16 protein-coding genes and 1 tRNA gene are annotated in these 14,863 nt (G+C 74.1%); 7 read left to right on the forward strand and 10 right to left on the reverse strand.

What is annotated here, in order from left to right; all coding sequences use genetic code 11:
* The 4 genes from ABT299_RS03265 to upp all read right to left on the reverse strand — a co-directional run.
* Positions 1–443, reverse strand: a 443-nt coding sequence (locus ABT299_RS03265) for an HAD domain-containing protein (RefSeq protein WP_500249618.1), incomplete at its 3' end; no start/stop codon positions are given.
* Positions 444–494: 51 nt separating this feature from the next.
* Positions 495–1,025, reverse strand: a complete 531-nt coding sequence (locus tag ABT299_RS03270) for a PH domain-containing protein (protein ID WP_151540952.1) — start codon at positions 1,023–1,025, stop codon at positions 495–497.
* A 148-nt stretch (positions 1,026–1,173) separates the two neighbouring features.
* A complete protein-coding gene (locus ABT299_RS03275; protein WP_190863158.1) occupies positions 1,174–1,434 on the reverse strand; it encodes a hypothetical protein in 261 nt (86 codons plus the stop codon).
* 223 nt (positions 1,435–1,657) lie between these two features.
* Positions 1,658–2,296, reverse strand: coding sequence for a uracil phosphoribosyltransferase (gene upp, locus ABT299_RS03280; RefSeq protein ID WP_190863156.1), 639 nt, complete (start codon positions 2,294–2,296; stop codon positions 1,658–1,660).
* Positions 2,297–2,381: 85 nt separating this feature from the next.
* On the opposite strand from upp, the gene ABT299_RS03285 reads away from it, so the two are divergent.
* Together ABT299_RS03285 and ABT299_RS03290 are read left to right on the forward strand one after the other, a co-directional pair.
* Complete coding sequence (locus ABT299_RS03285) at positions 2,382–2,753, forward strand: hypothetical protein (RefSeq protein WP_190863228.1); 372 nt, start codon at positions 2,382–2,384, stop codon at positions 2,751–2,753.
* 196 nt (positions 2,754–2,949) lie between these two features.
* Positions 2,950–3,435 carry a tRNA adenosine deaminase-associated protein gene (locus ABT299_RS03290; protein WP_190863154.1) on the forward strand — a complete coding sequence of 162 codons (486 nt, stop codon included), beginning with the start codon at positions 2,950–2,952 and terminating at the stop codon, positions 3,433–3,435.
* Positions 3,436–3,439: 4 nt separating this feature from the next.
* Here ABT299_RS03290 and ABT299_RS03295 read toward each other — a convergent pair whose 3' ends face one another.
* Positions 3,440–4,738 (reverse strand): alkaline phosphatase family protein, encoded by a 1,299-nt coding sequence (locus tag ABT299_RS03295; protein ID WP_500249619.1) that lies wholly within the window; start codon positions 4,736–4,738, stop codon positions 3,440–3,442.
* A 161-nt stretch (positions 4,739–4,899) separates the two neighbouring features.
* On the opposite strand from ABT299_RS03295, the gene ABT299_RS03300 reads away from it, so the two are divergent.
* The 3 genes from ABT299_RS03300 (at position 4,900) to ABT299_RS03310 (ending at position 5,922) form a co-directional block, all read left to right on the forward strand.
* The gene (locus ABT299_RS03300; protein ID WP_190863150.1) at positions 4,900–5,337 is read left to right on the forward strand and encodes a tRNA adenosine deaminase-associated protein; all 438 of its coding nucleotides are present in this window, start codon (positions 4,900–4,902) and stop codon (positions 5,335–5,337) included.
* A 49-nt stretch (positions 5,338–5,386) separates the two neighbouring features.
* A complete protein-coding gene (gene tadA, locus ABT299_RS03305) occupies positions 5,387–5,824 on the forward strand; it encodes a tRNA adenosine(34) deaminase TadA (protein ID WP_500249720.1) in 438 nt (145 codons plus the stop codon).
* A gap of 10 nt (positions 5,825–5,834) precedes the next feature.
* Positions 5,835–5,922 (forward strand) — tRNA-Ser (locus ABT299_RS03310).
* An 80-nt stretch (positions 5,923–6,002) separates the two neighbouring features.
* Here ABT299_RS03310 and ABT299_RS03315 read toward each other — a convergent pair.
* The 4 genes from ABT299_RS03315 to ABT299_RS03330 all read right to left on the reverse strand — a co-directional run bounded on the left by ABT299_RS03315 (position 6,003) and on the right by ABT299_RS03330 (position 9,979).
* Complete coding sequence (locus ABT299_RS03315) at positions 6,003–7,679, reverse strand: serine/threonine-protein kinase (protein ID WP_500249620.1); 1,677 nt, start codon at positions 7,677–7,679, stop codon at positions 6,003–6,005.
* 122 nt (positions 7,680–7,801) lie between these two features.
* Positions 7,802–8,683 carry an EamA family transporter gene (locus tag ABT299_RS03320; RefSeq protein ID WP_500249621.1) on the reverse strand — a complete coding sequence of 294 codons (882 nt, stop codon included), beginning with the start codon at positions 8,681–8,683 and terminating at the stop codon, positions 7,802–7,804.
* Entirely contained in the window at positions 8,683–9,348 is a 666-nt protein-coding gene (locus ABT299_RS03325) for a B3/B4 domain-containing protein (protein ID WP_190863143.1), read from the reverse strand. Before ABT299_RS03325 ends, ABT299_RS03320 begins: the two co-directional genes overlap by 1 nt.
* A 166-nt stretch (positions 9,349–9,514) precedes the next feature.
* The gene (locus ABT299_RS03330; RefSeq protein WP_500249622.1) at positions 9,515–9,979 is read right to left on the reverse strand and encodes a MarR family winged helix-turn-helix transcriptional regulator; all 465 of its coding nucleotides are present in this window, start codon (positions 9,977–9,979) and stop codon (positions 9,515–9,517) included.
* 87 nt (positions 9,980–10,066) lie between these two features.
* On the opposite strand from ABT299_RS03330, the gene ABT299_RS03335 reads away from it, so the two are divergent.
* Complete coding sequence (locus tag ABT299_RS03335) at positions 10,067–11,269, forward strand: alpha/beta hydrolase (RefSeq protein ID WP_500249623.1); 1,203 nt, start codon at positions 10,067–10,069, stop codon at positions 11,267–11,269.
* A 151-nt stretch (positions 11,270–11,420) separates the two neighbouring features.
* A complete protein-coding gene (locus ABT299_RS03340; protein ID WP_387025667.1) occupies positions 11,421–11,873 on the forward strand; it encodes an iron chaperone in 453 nt (150 codons plus the stop codon).
* A 75-nt stretch (positions 11,874–11,948) separates the two neighbouring features.
* Here the strand turns inward: ABT299_RS03340 and ABT299_RS03345 are convergent, their stop codons facing one another.
* Positions 11,949–14,741 (reverse strand): ATP-binding protein, encoded by a 2,793-nt coding sequence (locus ABT299_RS03345; RefSeq protein ID WP_500249624.1) that lies wholly within the window; start codon positions 14,739–14,741, stop codon positions 11,949–11,951.
* Positions 14,742–14,863: the final 122 nt, after the last annotated feature.

The following is a 14,863-nucleotide window of genomic DNA, read 5'->3' on the forward strand; positions in this document are numbered from 1 at the left end:
TCGGACGGGTCCGGCCAGTCGACCACCGCCAGCTCCGGCAAACCCAGCCGGGGGGCTATGCATTCGTTGGCGTCGGCCGTCCAGGTCGTCGCCCAGCCGACGAGGGTCCGCGTCTTCCAGTGCAGGCCGGCCCGCTCGTCCAACTCGTCCGCCTCGGACGGGTCCGGCCAGTCGACCACCGCCAGCTCCGGCAAACCCAGCCGGGGGGCTATGCATTCGTTGGCGTCGGCCGTCCAGGTCGTCGCCCAGACCACCTCGCACGGCAGGGCCGCCAGGCGCGGGCCGTGCGCGGGATCGAGCCTTGACAGAAGCGGATGCGCGGCGGTTTCCCGCGTTTCTGGACGATCCGTCTCATACGTCGGGTACGGCCGCGGCGAACCGAACGGAATGAGCGGACCGTCGACGTCGAGGAACAGCAGCGGACGCCGCACCGAACCGGTCATGACCGGACCGTAGCGCCCGGAATCGGGCGGCTGCGGGAGGTGTGCCCGGGGTCAGTCGTCGGCGGTGGCGTTCTTGTTCGGGAAGATCATTTCGCAGACCTCGAGGTAGAGCTGCTCCGGGTACGGCAGGTACGGGACGTTCGACAGCGCCTGCTCCTGGCCCGCGGACTCCAGGACGAACTCGCCGTAGCCGAGCATCCGGCCCGCGATCGTCCGCTTGAAGCTCATGTCGGTGACCTTCGCCAGCGGCATCATCGCGACCTTGCGGGTGATCAGGCCGGTGGTCAGCAGCATCCGCTGGTTCGTGATCACGAAGTAGTCGACCGACCATTCGGCGACCCGCCAGACGAACCAGGCGAGCAGGATCAGCCACGCCCACCAGATCCAGCTGATCACCGTGCCCGCCTGGCTGGCGACGGTGTTGCTCAGCACGCCCGCGACGATCAGCCCGCCGAGGACGAGCCCGACCGGGACCATCAGCACGGCCGGATGCCGGCGCACCGTGATCACCTGGTTCTCGTGCGGGAGGAGGTACTTGTTCACCGAGGCCGGGGCCGAGTCCCCCGGGGTCACCAGCCTCATCGCGGCCTCGGGCCGGAGCGGCGCCCATCGGGCGGGGCCGCCGCGGCCCTCGTCATGTGCTTGCTTGCGGGCACGGCTGCCTCCCGGAGCGTCGACCCACGGACCCCGGTTCAGTTTCGCACAGCCGCAACCCCCGGCAAAGCAAGGGCTATGGCGCGTTGTCGAGAGAAGATCGGCGCGCCCGGCGGCGCTTCTCGGCGGCGACCGTGGCGAGCACCTCCAGGTGCCGGCGCGCGATCCGCTCCACGAGGTCCGGCGAGGCTCCCCCGCACACCTCGTCCGCGCCGTGCCGCGCGGCGGACACGCACCGTTCCACGGTGTCGGACTGGTGGACTCCTTCGAACTCCTCGGTGAGCCGCTCGCCGATCGCGGCGTAGCGCGGCAGGTCGCCATCCCCTTGGTGAGTCATCGCGACTCCCTAGCCTCGCTCGCGCCGCCCGGTCCGTAACGGTCCCCTGTGCCGGGGCGGCGGAGGGGAACGCGCACTGACGTTCCGTAGCGCGTTCGTACCCCTTGCCACCAGGAACGAACATCCGGAACGCGGTGCACACCCGGATCGCTCTCCGCTGGCACCGCCGCTCCGCTCGGGGCGGCGGTCAGAACGCCGGTGGGGATCGCCTCCCGTGCTCCGGTCAGACGACGCCGTAGAGGCGGTCGCCGGCGTCGCCGAGGCCCGGCATGATGAAGCCCTGCTCGTTCAGGTGCGAGTCGATCGCGGCGGTGACGACGCGGATCGGCGCGGACGTCCCGGCGAACGCGTCCTCGAGGTACTTGAGGCCCTCGGGCGCGGCGAGCAGGCAGATCGCGGTGACGTCGTCGGCGCCGCGGTCGAACAGCAGCTTGATCGCGGCGGCGAGGGTGCCGCCGGTGGCGAGCATCGGGTCCAGGACGTAGCACTGCCGGCCGGACAGGTCGTCGGGGAGCCGGGTGGCGTACGTCTGGGCCTGCAGGGTGCCCTCGTCCCGGATCATGCCGAGGAAGCCGACCTCGGCCGTCGGCAGCAGCCGGGTCATGCCGTCCAGCATGCCGAGCCCGGCGCGCAGGATCGGCACCACGAGCGGCTTGGGGCTGGCCAGCTGGACGCCGTCGGTCTCCACCAGCGGGGTGGGCACGGTGACCGGGGCGACCCGGACGTCGCGGGTGGCCTCGTAGGCCAGCAGCGTGACGAGCTCGTCCGCCAGGCGGCGGAACGTGGGGGAGTCGGTGCGGACGTCCCGCAGCGTGGTGAGCTTGTGCGCGACGAGCGGATGGTCGACGGCGAGGGTCTGCATGCGCACACCGTAGCCCAAGGCCCGCGCGCGGCGGCCGGGCCGGCAATCTTGGATAGGACGCCATTGAGCTGGGCACCATGGCGTTATGAGCAGCGACAGCGAGCGGCGGCGGGAGCGCGCGGGCGAGCCCGCGCCCGATCCGCCCGGGCCGGGATCCGGCCCCGCGGAGAGCGCGCCGCCGGCTCCCGACTCCCTTGTCCCCCCGCCCGAACCCGTGCCGTTCCCCGTCGACGCCTCCGACGTCGACGAGGCGGTGAGGGATGTCACAGCGGGCCGCGAGCCCGGTGGCGAGGGCGACATCTCGCCCGAGCAGGTGCGCGAGCGGCTGCGCCGCCGGGCGATCTTCCTGCGGGAGCTGGCGGAGGCGCGGGAACTGCGCCGGCGCGTGACGCCGCACAGGTCACGGCGCGCCCGGATCCACGCGGCGCTGAGGCGCCGCACGTTCCGCATCAACTGAGCGGCGGGCCCGGAGGGGCCGCCCCCTTCGCGGGGGACCGTCAGGGATCGAGTAGGTTCGTCCCCTTGGGTACCGGAAAGCGGAGCCGACTCCCCGCTTCACCCGGCGGTGCGCCGCCGAGTTTGGCGGTGGGGCACGCGAGCACGCGCCGCATCTGCGACCATGCCCAGGCAGGAACGGCGCCGGTGGGGTGGAAATGACGGATGTGGACGCGACGGACTTCGCCGTCGTGGTGTACCGCGAGGACGACCGCTGGGAGGCCGAGATCCTCCCGGTGGCGCTGACCGAGGATCTCGCCGGGCTGATCCATGCCCTGCGGCAGCAGCCGAGCCTGGGCGGGACGATCGGGCTGGTGTCGGTGGGCGACGACTTCTTCGTGGCGATCCGCCTGCTCGGCGACGAGGTGATGGTGTTCCTGTCGGACGTCACGGCGTCGGTGGACTGGCCGCTCGCCGGGCAGGTCCTGGAGTACCTGGACATCCCGATCCCGGAGGACGAGGAGCTCGACCAGGTGCTGCCGGTCGGCGACATGTCGATCTTCGCGGACCTGGGGCTGGACGAGATGGAGCTCGGCGCGATCTCCGGCGACCTGGAGCTCTACCCGGACGAGATGCTGCTCAGCATCGCGGGCCGCGTCGGCTTCGCCCCCGCCTTCGAACGCGCCCTCGACGCGGTGTCCTGACCCGTCACCTGAACCCGTGGGTGAGGGCGTAGGCGTTGAGCTGGGCCCAGTCGTCGCCGGCGTGGGTGTGCCGCGGGTCGATGCAGCCGAGGGTGAGCGGGCGCGGGACGTCGTAGTGCGGCGCCTTCAGCCGGGGGGCGCTCTCGAAGTCGAGCACCTCGGCGATGTTGCGGGCGGCGGCGTCCCGCACGGACAGCGGTTCGAGGCCCCAGCGCCACTCGATCGCCTTCAGCACGGACGTGTGGTCGTACACCTCGTGGGCGATGGCGCCGCGCCGGGCGCGCGGTGAGATCAGCAGGCAGGGGACGCGGAAGCCGCGCAGGCCGGTGCCGAGGTCGGGACGCGGGTCCGGGCCGGCCGGCGGCGGGACGTGGTCGAAGAACCCGCCCCACTCGTCGTAGTTGATCACCAGCAGGGTGCGGGCCCAGTTCGGCGAGTCGATGATCGCCGTGTAGACCTTGTTGAGGAAGCTCTGGCCGAACCGGATGTCGGCGAGCGGGTGCTCGTCCTCCGACATTCCGGGCAGCGCCTCGCCGACGAAGCCCGGCTCGACGAAGCTGACGGCGGGGAGCCTGCCGTGCTTGGCGTCGTCGTAGAAGTAGTTGATGTGGCGGCTGATGTCGAGGTGCTTCAGGCCCCACAGCGCGGTGAACGGCACGTCGCTGAAGTAGTAGTGCGCGGGGATCTTCTTCTCCTTCAGCCGGTCCCAGACCGTGGTGAGCTCGGAGAAGGTGAAGGTGTTGGAGATCCGGTCGGTCTGCCCGGCGTGCTGGAAGATCCGGTTGGGGAACGTGGACGACATGATGGCGGCGAAGTAGCGGTCGCAGAGCGTCCAGTCGAGGGCGGCGCGGCCGTGGAAGCCGAGGTCGGGTCCCTTGAAGTAGCCGATGGAGAAGACGTCGTTCTCTCCGGCGCGGAGCCACCCGTCGCAGGCGCCGCCGTTGTACTCGGTGCGGCCGCCCTCGTAGGAGTGGTCGGGGTCGTTGAAGCCGCACCCGTAGGGGACCGTCAGGTGGTGGGTGTCGTGCGCGTCGCCCTGCGCGTCGGTGAACGTGAGTCCGGCCTGCTTGCCGTCGGCGCCGGGGACCCAGCCCATGTAGTGGTCGAAGGACCGGTTCTCCATCATGACGACGACGATGTGGTCGATGCCGGAGTCGCCGGGGTCGGGGAGCGGGGAGACGGGCGCCCGGACGGTCGCCGCCGCGTCGGCCGCCGTCCCGGCCGCACCGCTCGCCGCGATGAGCGCGGCGGCCCCGGCCGTGCCCGCCAGGAACCCGCGCCTCGTCAGTTCGTCCTTGCCCATGGTGCTCCTCCCGCCGCCCGGCCGGTGAGAAGTATCACGATCATTGGGGCACCAGGGGAAGAACCGGAGTGGACCACCATGGGACAAAACCCGAAATATCCTCATGACCGAAAGCGCGCGAGGGGTGTGACCGGAGCAACCCCGTGGGTCACAATGAGCAGGTGCCGTACTTCGCCGCCGTGTTCGCGCAGAGCCCGCAGGGCTGGGTCGGGACCGAGGCCGTGCTCGCCGAGGCCGAGCACGTCGACGACGTCGCCGACCTGATGCGGGAGGCCGCCGTCGAGTCCTACGGCGACCCGGTCGTCCTGCTGGTCGAGCAGGACGACGACTGGTTCGCGGTCGTCCGGCTGGACGGGGACGACGAGCCCCGCGCGTACGTGTCGACCGTCCGCGAGGACGGGCTCGCCGCGCTGTTCCACCAGCTCGTCGGGGAGGTCCCCGACGGCGACGCCGGCGGCGACCCGGCGCTGCTGGAGGACCTCGGGATCGCCCCGGAGCAGCTCAGCGACCTGGGCGAGCGGGCCCTGCCCGGGGACGCGCTGCTGGCCGTCGCCGAGCGCGCCGGGTTCGGCGAGGAGTTCGACCGCCTCCGTGACTGACCCCGTGACCGGCCCCGCCGCCGAACCGGACGAGGAGTTCGGCGCGGCGATGCGCTGGGCGCTGGACGAGGCGCGCGCCGCCGCCGCCGACGGCGAGATCCCGGTGGGTGCCGTGGTTCTGGACGGCTCCGGCACGGTGATCGGGACCGGCCGCAACGACCGGGAGCGGAGCGCCGACCCGACCGGGCACGCGGAGATCGTCGCGATGCGCGCCGCCGCGAGGGCACGCGGGGAGTGGCGGCTGTCCGGCTGCACGCTCGTGGTGACGCTGGAGCCGTGCACGATGTGCGCCGGCGCGTCCGTCCAGGCGCGGGTGGACCGGGTCGTCTACGGGGCGGTCGACCCGAAGGCGGGCGCCGTCGGGTCGCTGTGGGACGTCGTCCGGGACCGCCGCCTCAACCACCGGCCCGAGGTGTTCGCGGGCGTGCTGGCCGCGGAGTGCGGCGCGCTGCTCTCCGAGTTCTTCGTACACCGCAGAGTCCGGTAGGCTTCCCCGCGGTGGTGTCGCCTAGTGGACGAGGGCGCACGCCTCGAAAGCGTGTGAAGTGCAAGCTTCCGTGGGTTCGAATCCCACCACCACCGCCACCCGGCCATGACCTGGCCAGCGCGAGGGGCGGGACCTGTGGTCCCGCCCCTCGCGCTTTGTCGTCCGCCGCCCGCCCCGATCAGCGCGCGGGCAGCTTGAGCAGTGCCGTTGCGAGCCGGCCGGCGTAGGCGGCCTCGTTCTTCGCGGCGACCTCCGACTGCTCGCCGTCACTGATGCTGATGTCGGCCGTGAGATTGTCGACGCGGAACATCAACTGCGGCGCGGCGAAGGGGTCGGAGGCGTCGATGTAGTGCCCCTCGTCCCCTATTCCGGAGACGGGGTCGCCACTACCCGCGCTCATCACGGCCGCGTGCGCATTGGCGGTTCCCGACTCCCCGTCCTTCTCGCCGTACCGCTTGAACTCGACGGTGATGCTCCCCCGGTCGGCGAAGTCCTTGGGCAGGACCGACCAGGTGCACTGCACCGAGTCCTTGGTGCCCGGCGGACTCTTCGTCGGAGAGACCTCCGCGCCCTGGACGCTGGGTGCCGGGAGACGGTCGCAGGCGGGGGGCGCGGAGAACCTCCCCTCGTTCACCCGGGTCCCCGTGGCGTTCTGCAGCAGGAACCAGCCGCCCGCGACCACGGCGAGGATCGCGGCCGTCGCCAGGAGCCAGGCCCTCAGGGACATCGGCGAATCCTGGTCCACGGCGACCGTCGGAGGGGCCGGGGCGGCCGGTGCCTCCGTGACCGGCCTCGTCCGGAGGCCCGGGGGCGGAGGTGAAGGCGGGGGCAGCACCGACCCGGGCGCCGCCCCCTGCCCCGGAGGCGGAACCTGGTCCGGAGGCGGAACCTGGCCCGGGGGCGGAACCTGGCCCGGGGGCGGAACCTGGCCTGGAGACTGGGCCTGGCCTGGAGGCGCAGCCTGGCCCGGAGACTGGGCCTGCGCCGGAGGCGGGGCCTGTGCCGGGATCGGCGGTCGCGCCTCCGGCCGGGGCGCGGGAACGGCACGGAGCCGCTCGGCGACGGCGAGGGCGTCCGGCGGCCGGTCCCGCGGATCCTTCGCCAGCAGCGCGTGCACGAGGTTGTCGAGCTCTCCGGGCAGGTCCGGACGCACCTCGCGCGGCCTCGGCGGATCGCTGAGGACGATCTCGCGGATCAGCGCGTGCAGGCTGTCCCCGTTGAACGGCGTCCGGCCGGTGAGCAGCGCGAACAGCACCCCGCCCAGCGCGTACAGATCCGTCTGCGGCGTCGGCTCGTGCGCCTTCTCGAACTGCTCGGGCGCCATGTACGCGGGCGTCCCGAGGATCGCGCTGCCGGTCAGTTCCGTGACCTGGTCGGCGTACCGGGCGATGCCGAAGTCCATGACGGTCACCCGGTCACCGGGGTGGGCCATCACGTTGGCGGGCTTGACGTCGCGGTGCACCACCCCGCGCTGGTGAGCCGCGTGCAGCGCGTCGGCGATCCCCTCCGTCAGCCGCATCGCCCGGTCGACCGGCAGGCCCTGCGGGTGGCGCTTCAGCACCGCGGACAGGTCCTCACCGTCGAGGAGCTCCATCACCAGGAACAGCAGGTGCTCGTCCTCGCCGGCGTCATGGACGACGACGATCCCCGGGTGGCGGAGCCGGGCCATGATCTCCGCCTCCCGGCGGAACCGGTCGGCCAGCCGGGCGTCCGTCCCCGTCGGCGCCGTGAGGATCTTGACCGCGACCGGCCGGCCGAGCCGCTCGTCCAGGCCGCGCCATACCTCGCCCATCCCGCCGCGTCCCAGGAGGGCGTCGAGCCGGTACCTGTCCGCCAGTCTCAGCCCGGTGCGCACTGCCCCTCCCCTGGCCGTCCCGCGAGCATCCGATCATGGATACACCGCCGGACGCCCCCTTTTCCAGAGATCGGCCGGACCGCCGGGCCGACGGTGCGGCGGCTGCGCTCGCGCGGGCGGGGTCAGCCGACGGTGACGAGCGCCACCCCCGCCACCGCGATCGCCATCCCGACGCGCTGCACGGCGCGGAGCCGCTCGCTGTAGGCGATCCTCGCCAGCATCACCGTGATGGCCGGGTAGAGCGACGTCAGGACGGTGACGAGGCTCAGCAGACCGTCCTGGACGGCCAGGTAGTACAGGGCGTTGGCGCCGGAGTCGAGGATGCCGGACAGCAGCGCGAGGCCGATCAGCGCCCGGCCGCTCACCCACGGGCCCCGGTCGCCGCCGCGCGTCCGCAGGGCGATCAGCAGCGCCGTGGACACGACGGTCAGCGTGCCGATGCGGGCGGTGGCGATCGGCCAGAGCCCGGCGCCGTCCCCGGCCGCCTTCAGCACGATGAAGAAGACGCCGAAGCAGGACCCGGACACCAGCGCCATCAGCGGGCCGCTGTCCAGCGGCCGGCGGACGAGGGAGGCGGTCCCGGACGGCTCGGCCTCCCCGCCCTTCTCCATGCTGACCAGGGCGATCGCGAGCAGGCACAGCAGGACGCCGAGCAGGGCGGTCTCGTCCAACCGCTCGCCGCGCAGGACGCCGGCGCCGACCGGCAGGACCGCGGAGGCCAGCGCGGACACCGGCGCGACGACGTTCATCGGGCCGCGGGCGAGCGCGCGGTAGAAGGTGATGAGGCCGACGCCTCCGGTGAGCCCGCCGAGGAAGCCCCAGGCCATCGGGCCGGGCGCGGGTGCGCCGCCGGCCAGCAGCGCGGCCGCGACGGCGACGCACAGGCCCATCGGGGCGGACAGCGTCAGGGTCTTCAGCGCGGTGGACCGGCGCGAGACGGCGCCGCCGAGGAAGTCGGCGACGCCGAACGCGACGGCGGTGACGAGGGCGAGGGCGGTGACCATCACGCCCCGCCGACGAGCCGGCTCTCGATCCGGACGTCCGGGGAGATCTCGCGGAGCCGGGCGGCGAGGTCGTCGCCGGCGGCGTGCAGCCGCTCCAGCGGGTAGGGCGCGAGGCGCTCCAGCAGGAACAGGCCGTTCTTGGTGGTCTCGGTGAGCCGGGTCCGGACGCACTGCCGCCAGTTCCAGCGCCGGCAGGTGACGCCCGCGTCGTCGCGCCAGACGACCTCGCCGGCGTCCGGGTGCTCCACGGCGGGCTCACCGGCGGCGATCACGTCGAACGGCTCGTCGCCGGTGGCCCTGACCAGCCGGGCGGGGCCCTGGTAGGCGTCGAGGTCCTCGCCGCCGATCGGCAGGGCGTGGGCGACGCTGACGGCGTTGTAGGCGTCGACGACCTTGTTGATCGCGGGGAGCGCGTCGGCGCGGCGCAGCAGGGCGTCCACGGACGGGCGGGTCCGCTTCGGCTTCGCGCCGAACGCCCGGTACGCCTCGTGCCACGCCTCGACGTGCGGGTCCGCGGCGTCGGCGCGCTCGCCCGCCTCGCGCAGCCAGCCCTCGGAGACCGCGTCGCTCGGCCCGTTGTGCAGGCCCTCGGCGGTCATGACGAGCACGGCGAAGTCGGGACGGAGCTCCCGCACGGCCTCGTCCACGGTGATCCGCTCCAGCATCCCGGTGCTCCCCTTCTGACGGTCATTTAAGTGAACTTGAAAGTTCATCATACCGACCGAGGGAGCGTCAGGGGAAAGCCGTTATCTCCAACACGCGGAAGCGGCCGGTTGTTCTCGCCGGTTGTTCTCCCGGCGGGCCGGCATCCGCCCGGTCAGTCGGGGAGGGTCACTCGGGGCCGGGCGCGCCGGGCCGATCGTCCGGCTCGGGGAGCGCGCGGACTAGGTCGAGCAGGCGCCACAGGTCCGGCAGGACGCCGTCGAGGCCGGTCTCGGCGAGCGCGGCGGCCGCCCGCTCCAAGTAGGGCCGCCGGGCGGCGACGATGCGCTCGACGAGGTCCCGGCCGTCCGGGGTGAGGGTGAGGTCGGTCCGGCGGCCGTCGCGGGGCGAGGGGCGGCGGTCGATCCAGCCGGCCGCGGCGAGGCGGTCGGCGAGGCGGCTCGGATGGCCGGGGTCGGCGGCCATCCGGGCGCCGAGGTCGGCGATGGAGACCGGCTGCTCGTCGGCGATGATCAGCAGCGCCTCGGCCTGGACGGCGGTGACGCCGAGGGGCCGCAGCAGGTGGTTGAACCGCCGCTCGACCTCGCGTTGCGCGGTCTTCAGGGCCATGAGCAGTTCGAGTACGGGCTCCACGGGGGGAGTCTATTGCTTTATGTGTCATGACATGCATATGCTCGGCGCCGGGCAGATATGTGTCATGACATAGGAAATGGGGCCGCGATGCGCAGGATCAGGTTCTCCCGGACGCCCGCGTTCGACTTCGAGGCGCTGCGCGGGCTGTGGGCCGCGGCCTACGACGGCGGCGAGTTCGGCGAGGTCGCCGCCGTCATGGCACGCGTCCGCCGGGGCGGGTTCGAGTCGTGGTACCGGGAGTGGTCCGCGATGGCGGAACGGGTGGCGGCACGAGGACGCGCGTACGGCGAGCCCGTGTCCCGGGGCACCTCGCTGCTCAGGGCCGCCAACTACATGCGGCAGGCCGAGTTCTTCCTGGAGCCGGCGGACCCGCGCCGCACCGCGACCGCGGCGGCCTGCCGCGACCTGTTCGACGCCGGGCTCGACGCCCTCGGCACGGACATCACCCGCACCCGCATCCCCTACGAAGGCGCCGACCTGGAGGCGCTCTTCATGCGCCCTGCGGACCCGGACGCCCGCACGGTTCTGGTCGTGCAGGGCGGTTTCGACTCCACGCTGGAGGAGCTGTACTTCATGCTCGGCGCCGCGGCCGTGCGGCGCGGCCACTGCGTGCTGATGTTCACCGGCCCCGGCCAGGGGTCGGCGCTGCGCGAGCACGGCATGCCGTTCACCGCCGAGTGGGAGCGTCCCACCCGGGCGGTGCTCGACTGGCTGTCCGGCCTCGTCGAACCGCGGCTCCTGGTCGGCGCCGGCATCAGCTTCGGCGGCCACCTCCTCGCCAGGGCCGCCGCCTTCGAACCGCGCTACGACGGCGTCGTCCTGTACGACTACTTCCCCGGCATGCTCACCGCGTTCCTGCACAACGTGCCCCGCCCGGCGCGCGGCGCGTTCCAGCGCATGCCGTGGTGGATGCGGCGCGCCGTCCCCTTGTACGGCCGGTTCGACGCGCAGGCCCGCTGGGGGATCGGCAACGCGCTCTGGACGTTCGGCGCCGGAACCCTGCCCGGCCTGATCGACGCGATGCGCCCCTTCGACGACGGCGCCTGGGCCGGCGAGATCACCGCGGACGCCCTCGTCCTGCTGGCCGAGCGCGAGCACTTCTACGATCCCGCGCTCGGCCGCGACTTCGCCGCCCGCCTCACCGGCGCCCGCTCCGTGCGGGTCCACACCTTCGCCGAGGCGGACGGCGGGCACCTCCACTGCCAGAACGGCGCCCTCCAGCAGGCGCACGAAGTGATCTTCGACTGGGTCCACGGCCTGGCCGCCGCCGCGGCGCCGCACCCCGCGTGACCGCGCGGACCGGCACCGAGACCTCTCCGTGGTGGACATTCAGTGGTGAGCACGGAGGCGGCCCGCACTCCGGGTGCGGAACGCTGTGACCACGGCGATCGACCGGGAACGACACCGGCGAACGCGAGGAACCACCACTGAGGGAGCGGCTATGGCGGCCACGAAGGACAGCGGTTACGAGGGTTTCACGGCCGAGGAGCGGGCCGCGATGAAGGAGCACGCCAAGGAGCAGAAGAAGGCGGCGCGCCGCGCCTCGGAGGCCGAGAAGGCGGCGGAGGCGGAGCGGGACGTGCTCGAAAAGATCGCCGCGATGGACGACCCGGACCGCGTGATGGCCGAGCGGGTCCACGCCGTCGTCACGGCCGCCGCCCCCCAGCTCGCGCCGAAGACCTGGTACGGGATGCCCGCCTACGCGCTGGACGGCAAGGTCGTCTGCTTCTTCCAGAGCGCGGAGAAGTTCAAGGCGCGGTACGCGACGCTCGGGTTCAGCGACCTGGCGAAGCTGGACGACGGCCCGATGTGGGCGGCCGGTTTCGCGCTGACCGAGGTGACGGAGGAGGTCGAGGCCCGGATCGCCGAGCTGGTGAAGCGGGCGGTCGGCTGACCGCGCCGCACACCGCAGGCGGCACGCGGACGCCTGGGCGGCGCGGCCTCGCAGGCGGCTGGACGGCGCGGGGGGCTAGCTGACCGTCATGGGCGCGAGGCCGAGGTCGGCGAGCGCGGCCTGTCCGGCGGCGGCGTGCTCGCCCCCGGCGAGCACCAGCGTGCGGGCCGCCTGGTAGCGGCAGCCGGCCGCCTCGAACGCCGCGGCCGCGACGAGCTGGCGCGGCACGTCGCCGTCGAGCAGCGCCTCCGCCCGGTCCACCTGGGCGGAGGCGACCGGGTTGCCGGCGACCATGGTCCGGGCGGCGGCGATCCGGTCCCGGGCGGCGGCGTGCCCGGCGAGCACCGCCGCCTCCGCCCGCAGCGCCGCGTACCAGTGCAGCCACACCCAGCAGACCCACTTCCACACCTCGTCGGGCGCCGGAGCGACGCGTTCGAGCGCCGCGGCGGGGTCGCCGTGGTGGAGCCGGACCATGGCGTCGAAGACCGCGCCGTATCCGAGGCGGTGGTCCGCCTCCGGACCGGCCTCGTCGACGATCGCGAGCCACGCCTTCCGGGCGTCGGCGTCGCCGCGCAGGCCGTGGATCATCGCGACGGACGCGGCGGCGGGGCCGAGCGAGCGCGTGCGCAGCCGCCCGCTCTGCTCCCACGCGTCGCGGAACCGCAGGCTGTCGGCGAGGACCTCGGCGGCGTTCCCGGCGAACGCGTCCGCGACCAGCAGCCAGGACGTGGCGTGGTGGCCCGCCTCGGCCAGCAGCGGGTGCCCGGCGAGGCGCCCGCCGAACCGGCGCGCGTCCGGCAGCTCGCCCACGCCGACGGCGGTCCCGGCGGCCATCGCGAGCGCGTCCATCAGCTCGTGGGTCTCCGCCGGCCCGGACGGCTCGGCCGGCAGCAGGCCGATCCGGCGCCGGGCCGCGGCCGCCGCGCCGAAGGAGTCGCCCGCCCAGCTCAGGGCGCCGGAGAGCGCGTCGAGGGCGGCGGACTCCGCGACCGGGTCACCCGCGCGCCGGGCCAGCTCGACCGCCCGCTCGGCCTCCCCGACCGTCTCCTGCGCGGGGTTCTCCGGATCTCCCTGGACGGAGCCGAACGCGTCCGCGAGCACCGCCGCCTCGGCCAGCGCGACGGCCGCCCCGGCGCCCGCATCATCGCCGGACAGCGCGCGCGCCTCCGCGAGCATGGCGGTCACCTCGTCCACGGGCGGGACGTGCTCGAACGAGCTGGAAAAGCGGTACGCGACGGTCGCGGCCGTCGCCAGGTCGCGTCCGGCGGCGACGGTGTCCCCGGCTCGGCGGGCGGACTCCGCAGCGGCGCGGTACAGGCGGAACATGTCGCCGTCCACGCTGCGGCATCCGGCGACGGCGGCGGCCTGCCGCAGGGCGGCGGCGGCCTCGGCGCCGTCCGTAAGCCCGGCGGCCTGCTCGAACCGCTGCTGCGCCTCGCCGAGCAGCGTGCGCGCGAAGGCCAGCTCGCCCATCGACCGGGCGAGACGGCAGGCGTCCGCCCTGTGCTCCGGCTGGTCGGACGCCCAGGTGAGGGCGGCTCGCAGGTCCTCGGCGACGGCGTCGAACCGGACGCGCCAGTCCGCGCCGCCGGTGCCGGACAGGGCGCCGGCGGCGGCCAGGCACCACGCCAGATGGCGCGACCGGACGTCCGCCGCCTCGCCCGCGCCGGCGAGCCGCTCCGTCCCGTACTGGCGGATCGTCTCCAGCGCGTGGTAGCGGGTGCCGGTCTCCGACGGCGCCGCGGAGAGCAGGCTCTGCTCGGCGAGGCGGCCGAGCCCGTCGACGACCGCGGCCGGGTCCAGCGGGCCGAACCCGGCGACGTCCGCCGCGGCCTCCGCGGTGAACGGCGCGACGAACACCGACACCCGGCGCAGCAGCGCCCGGTCCTCCGGCTCCAGCAGGTCGTGGCTCCAGTCCAGCACCGCCCGCACCGACCGGTGCCGGTCGTCCGCGCGGGACCCGCCGGTGAGGATCCGCAGCTGGTCGGAGAGCCCGGCGGTCAGGCCGTCCAGGCCGAGCGTCGCCCACCGCGCCGCCGCCAGCTCGATCGCCAGCGCCATGCCGCCGAGCCGCTCGCAGACGGCCACGACCCCCTCGCTCACCGCCGGGCCCGGCGGCCACCCGACCGCCGCCGCCCGGTCCATGAACAGGGCCACCGCGTCCGACTCGTCGCCGCCCTCCCGCGACAGCGGCGGGACCGGCACCACCCGCTCGAACGGCACCATCAGCCGGGCGCGGCTCGTCACGAGCACCCGCAGCCGCGGGCAGGCGGCCAGCAGCCGCTCCACGAACGGCGCGACCCCGTCGCGCACGTGCTCGCAGTTGTCCAGCACCAGCAGCGCCCGGCGGTCCGCCAGCGCGGCCGGCACCGCGTCGTCGATGCCGCGGCCCGGCTGCTCGCCGACGCCCACGGCCGCCGCGACCGCCGCCCCCACCCGGCCCGGCTCGGTGACCGGGACGAGGTCGGCGAACCACACGCCGTCGGGGAAGTCGCCCGCCACGTCCGCCGCCACCGCCAGCGCCAGCCGCGTCTTGCCCACCCCGCCCGGGCCGGCCACGGTCACCAGCCGGTGCGCCTTCACCGCGCCGGCCAGCTCGCCGCGCTCGCGGACCCGGCCGATGAACGCGGTCAGCGGCGCCGGCAGCGCGGGCGCCGCCTGCGACTCCTCGGCGCGCGCGACCTCGGCGGCATGCCGGGCGAGCGCCCGCCGGTCCGGGAGTTGCAGCTTGCGCAGCATCGACGAGACGTGGGACTCGACGGTGCGCACGGAGATCACCAGCCGCGCGGCGATCTCCGCGTTGCTGAGGTGCTCCCCGAGCAGCGCGAGCACCTCGGCCTCCCGGGCCGACACCGCTGGACTGGACACCGGTTCATTATCCGTGGTCGATTCCGTGACCGGCACGGAGGCGGCCCGCGCCCCGGCGGGGAGAGGCTGGGACCACGCCGGCCGGCCCGGCGCGACGTCCCGGACCGGCCCCGAACCCACGA

The sequence above is a fragment of the Spirillospora sp. NPDC000708 genome (genome assembly GCF_040299565.1).
Lineage (GTDB): Bacteria > Actinomycetota > Actinomycetes > Streptosporangiales > Streptosporangiaceae > Spirillospora.

What these genes read in the sequence shown, in the direction of transcription:
- ABT299_RS03270 (WP_151540952.1), bottom strand. Translation starts at nt 1,025, where the DNA reads ATGAGGCTGGTGACCCCGGGGGACTCGGCCCCGGCCTCGGTGAACAAG.
- ABT299_RS03275 (WP_190863158.1), bottom strand. Translation starts at nt 1,434, where the DNA reads ATGACTCACCAAGGGGATGGCGACCTGCCGCGCTACGCCGCGATCGGC.
- upp (WP_190863156.1), bottom strand. Translation starts at nt 2,296, where the DNA reads ATGCAGACCCTCGCCGTCGACCATCCGCTCGTCGCGCACAAGCTCACC.
- ABT299_RS03285 (WP_190863228.1), top strand. Translation starts at nt 2,382, where the DNA reads ATGAGCAGCGACAGCGAGCGGCGGCGGGAGCGCGCGGGCGAGCCCGCG.
- ABT299_RS03290 (WP_190863154.1), top strand. Translation starts at nt 2,950, where the DNA reads ATGACGGATGTGGACGCGACGGACTTCGCCGTCGTGGTGTACCGCGAG.
- ABT299_RS03295 (WP_500249619.1), bottom strand. Translation starts at nt 4,738, where the DNA reads ATGGGCAAGGACGAACTGACGAGGCGCGGGTTCCTGGCGGGCACGGCC.
- tadA (WP_500249720.1), top strand. Translation starts at nt 5,387, where the DNA reads ATGCGCTGGGCGCTGGACGAGGCGCGCGCCGCCGCCGCCGACGGCGAG.
- ABT299_RS03320 (WP_500249621.1), bottom strand. Translation starts at nt 8,683, where the DNA reads ATGGTCACCGCCCTCGCCCTCGTCACCGCCGTCGCGTTCGGCGTCGCC.
- ABT299_RS03325 (WP_190863143.1), bottom strand. Translation starts at nt 9,348, where the DNA reads ATGCTGGAGCGGATCACCGTGGACGAGGCCGTGCGGGAGCTCCGTCCC.
- ABT299_RS03335 (WP_500249623.1), top strand. Translation starts at nt 10,067, where the DNA reads ATGCGCAGGATCAGGTTCTCCCGGACGCCCGCGTTCGACTTCGAGGCG.
- ABT299_RS03340 (WP_387025667.1), top strand. Translation starts at nt 11,421, where the DNA reads ATGGCGGCCACGAAGGACAGCGGTTACGAGGGTTTCACGGCCGAGGAG.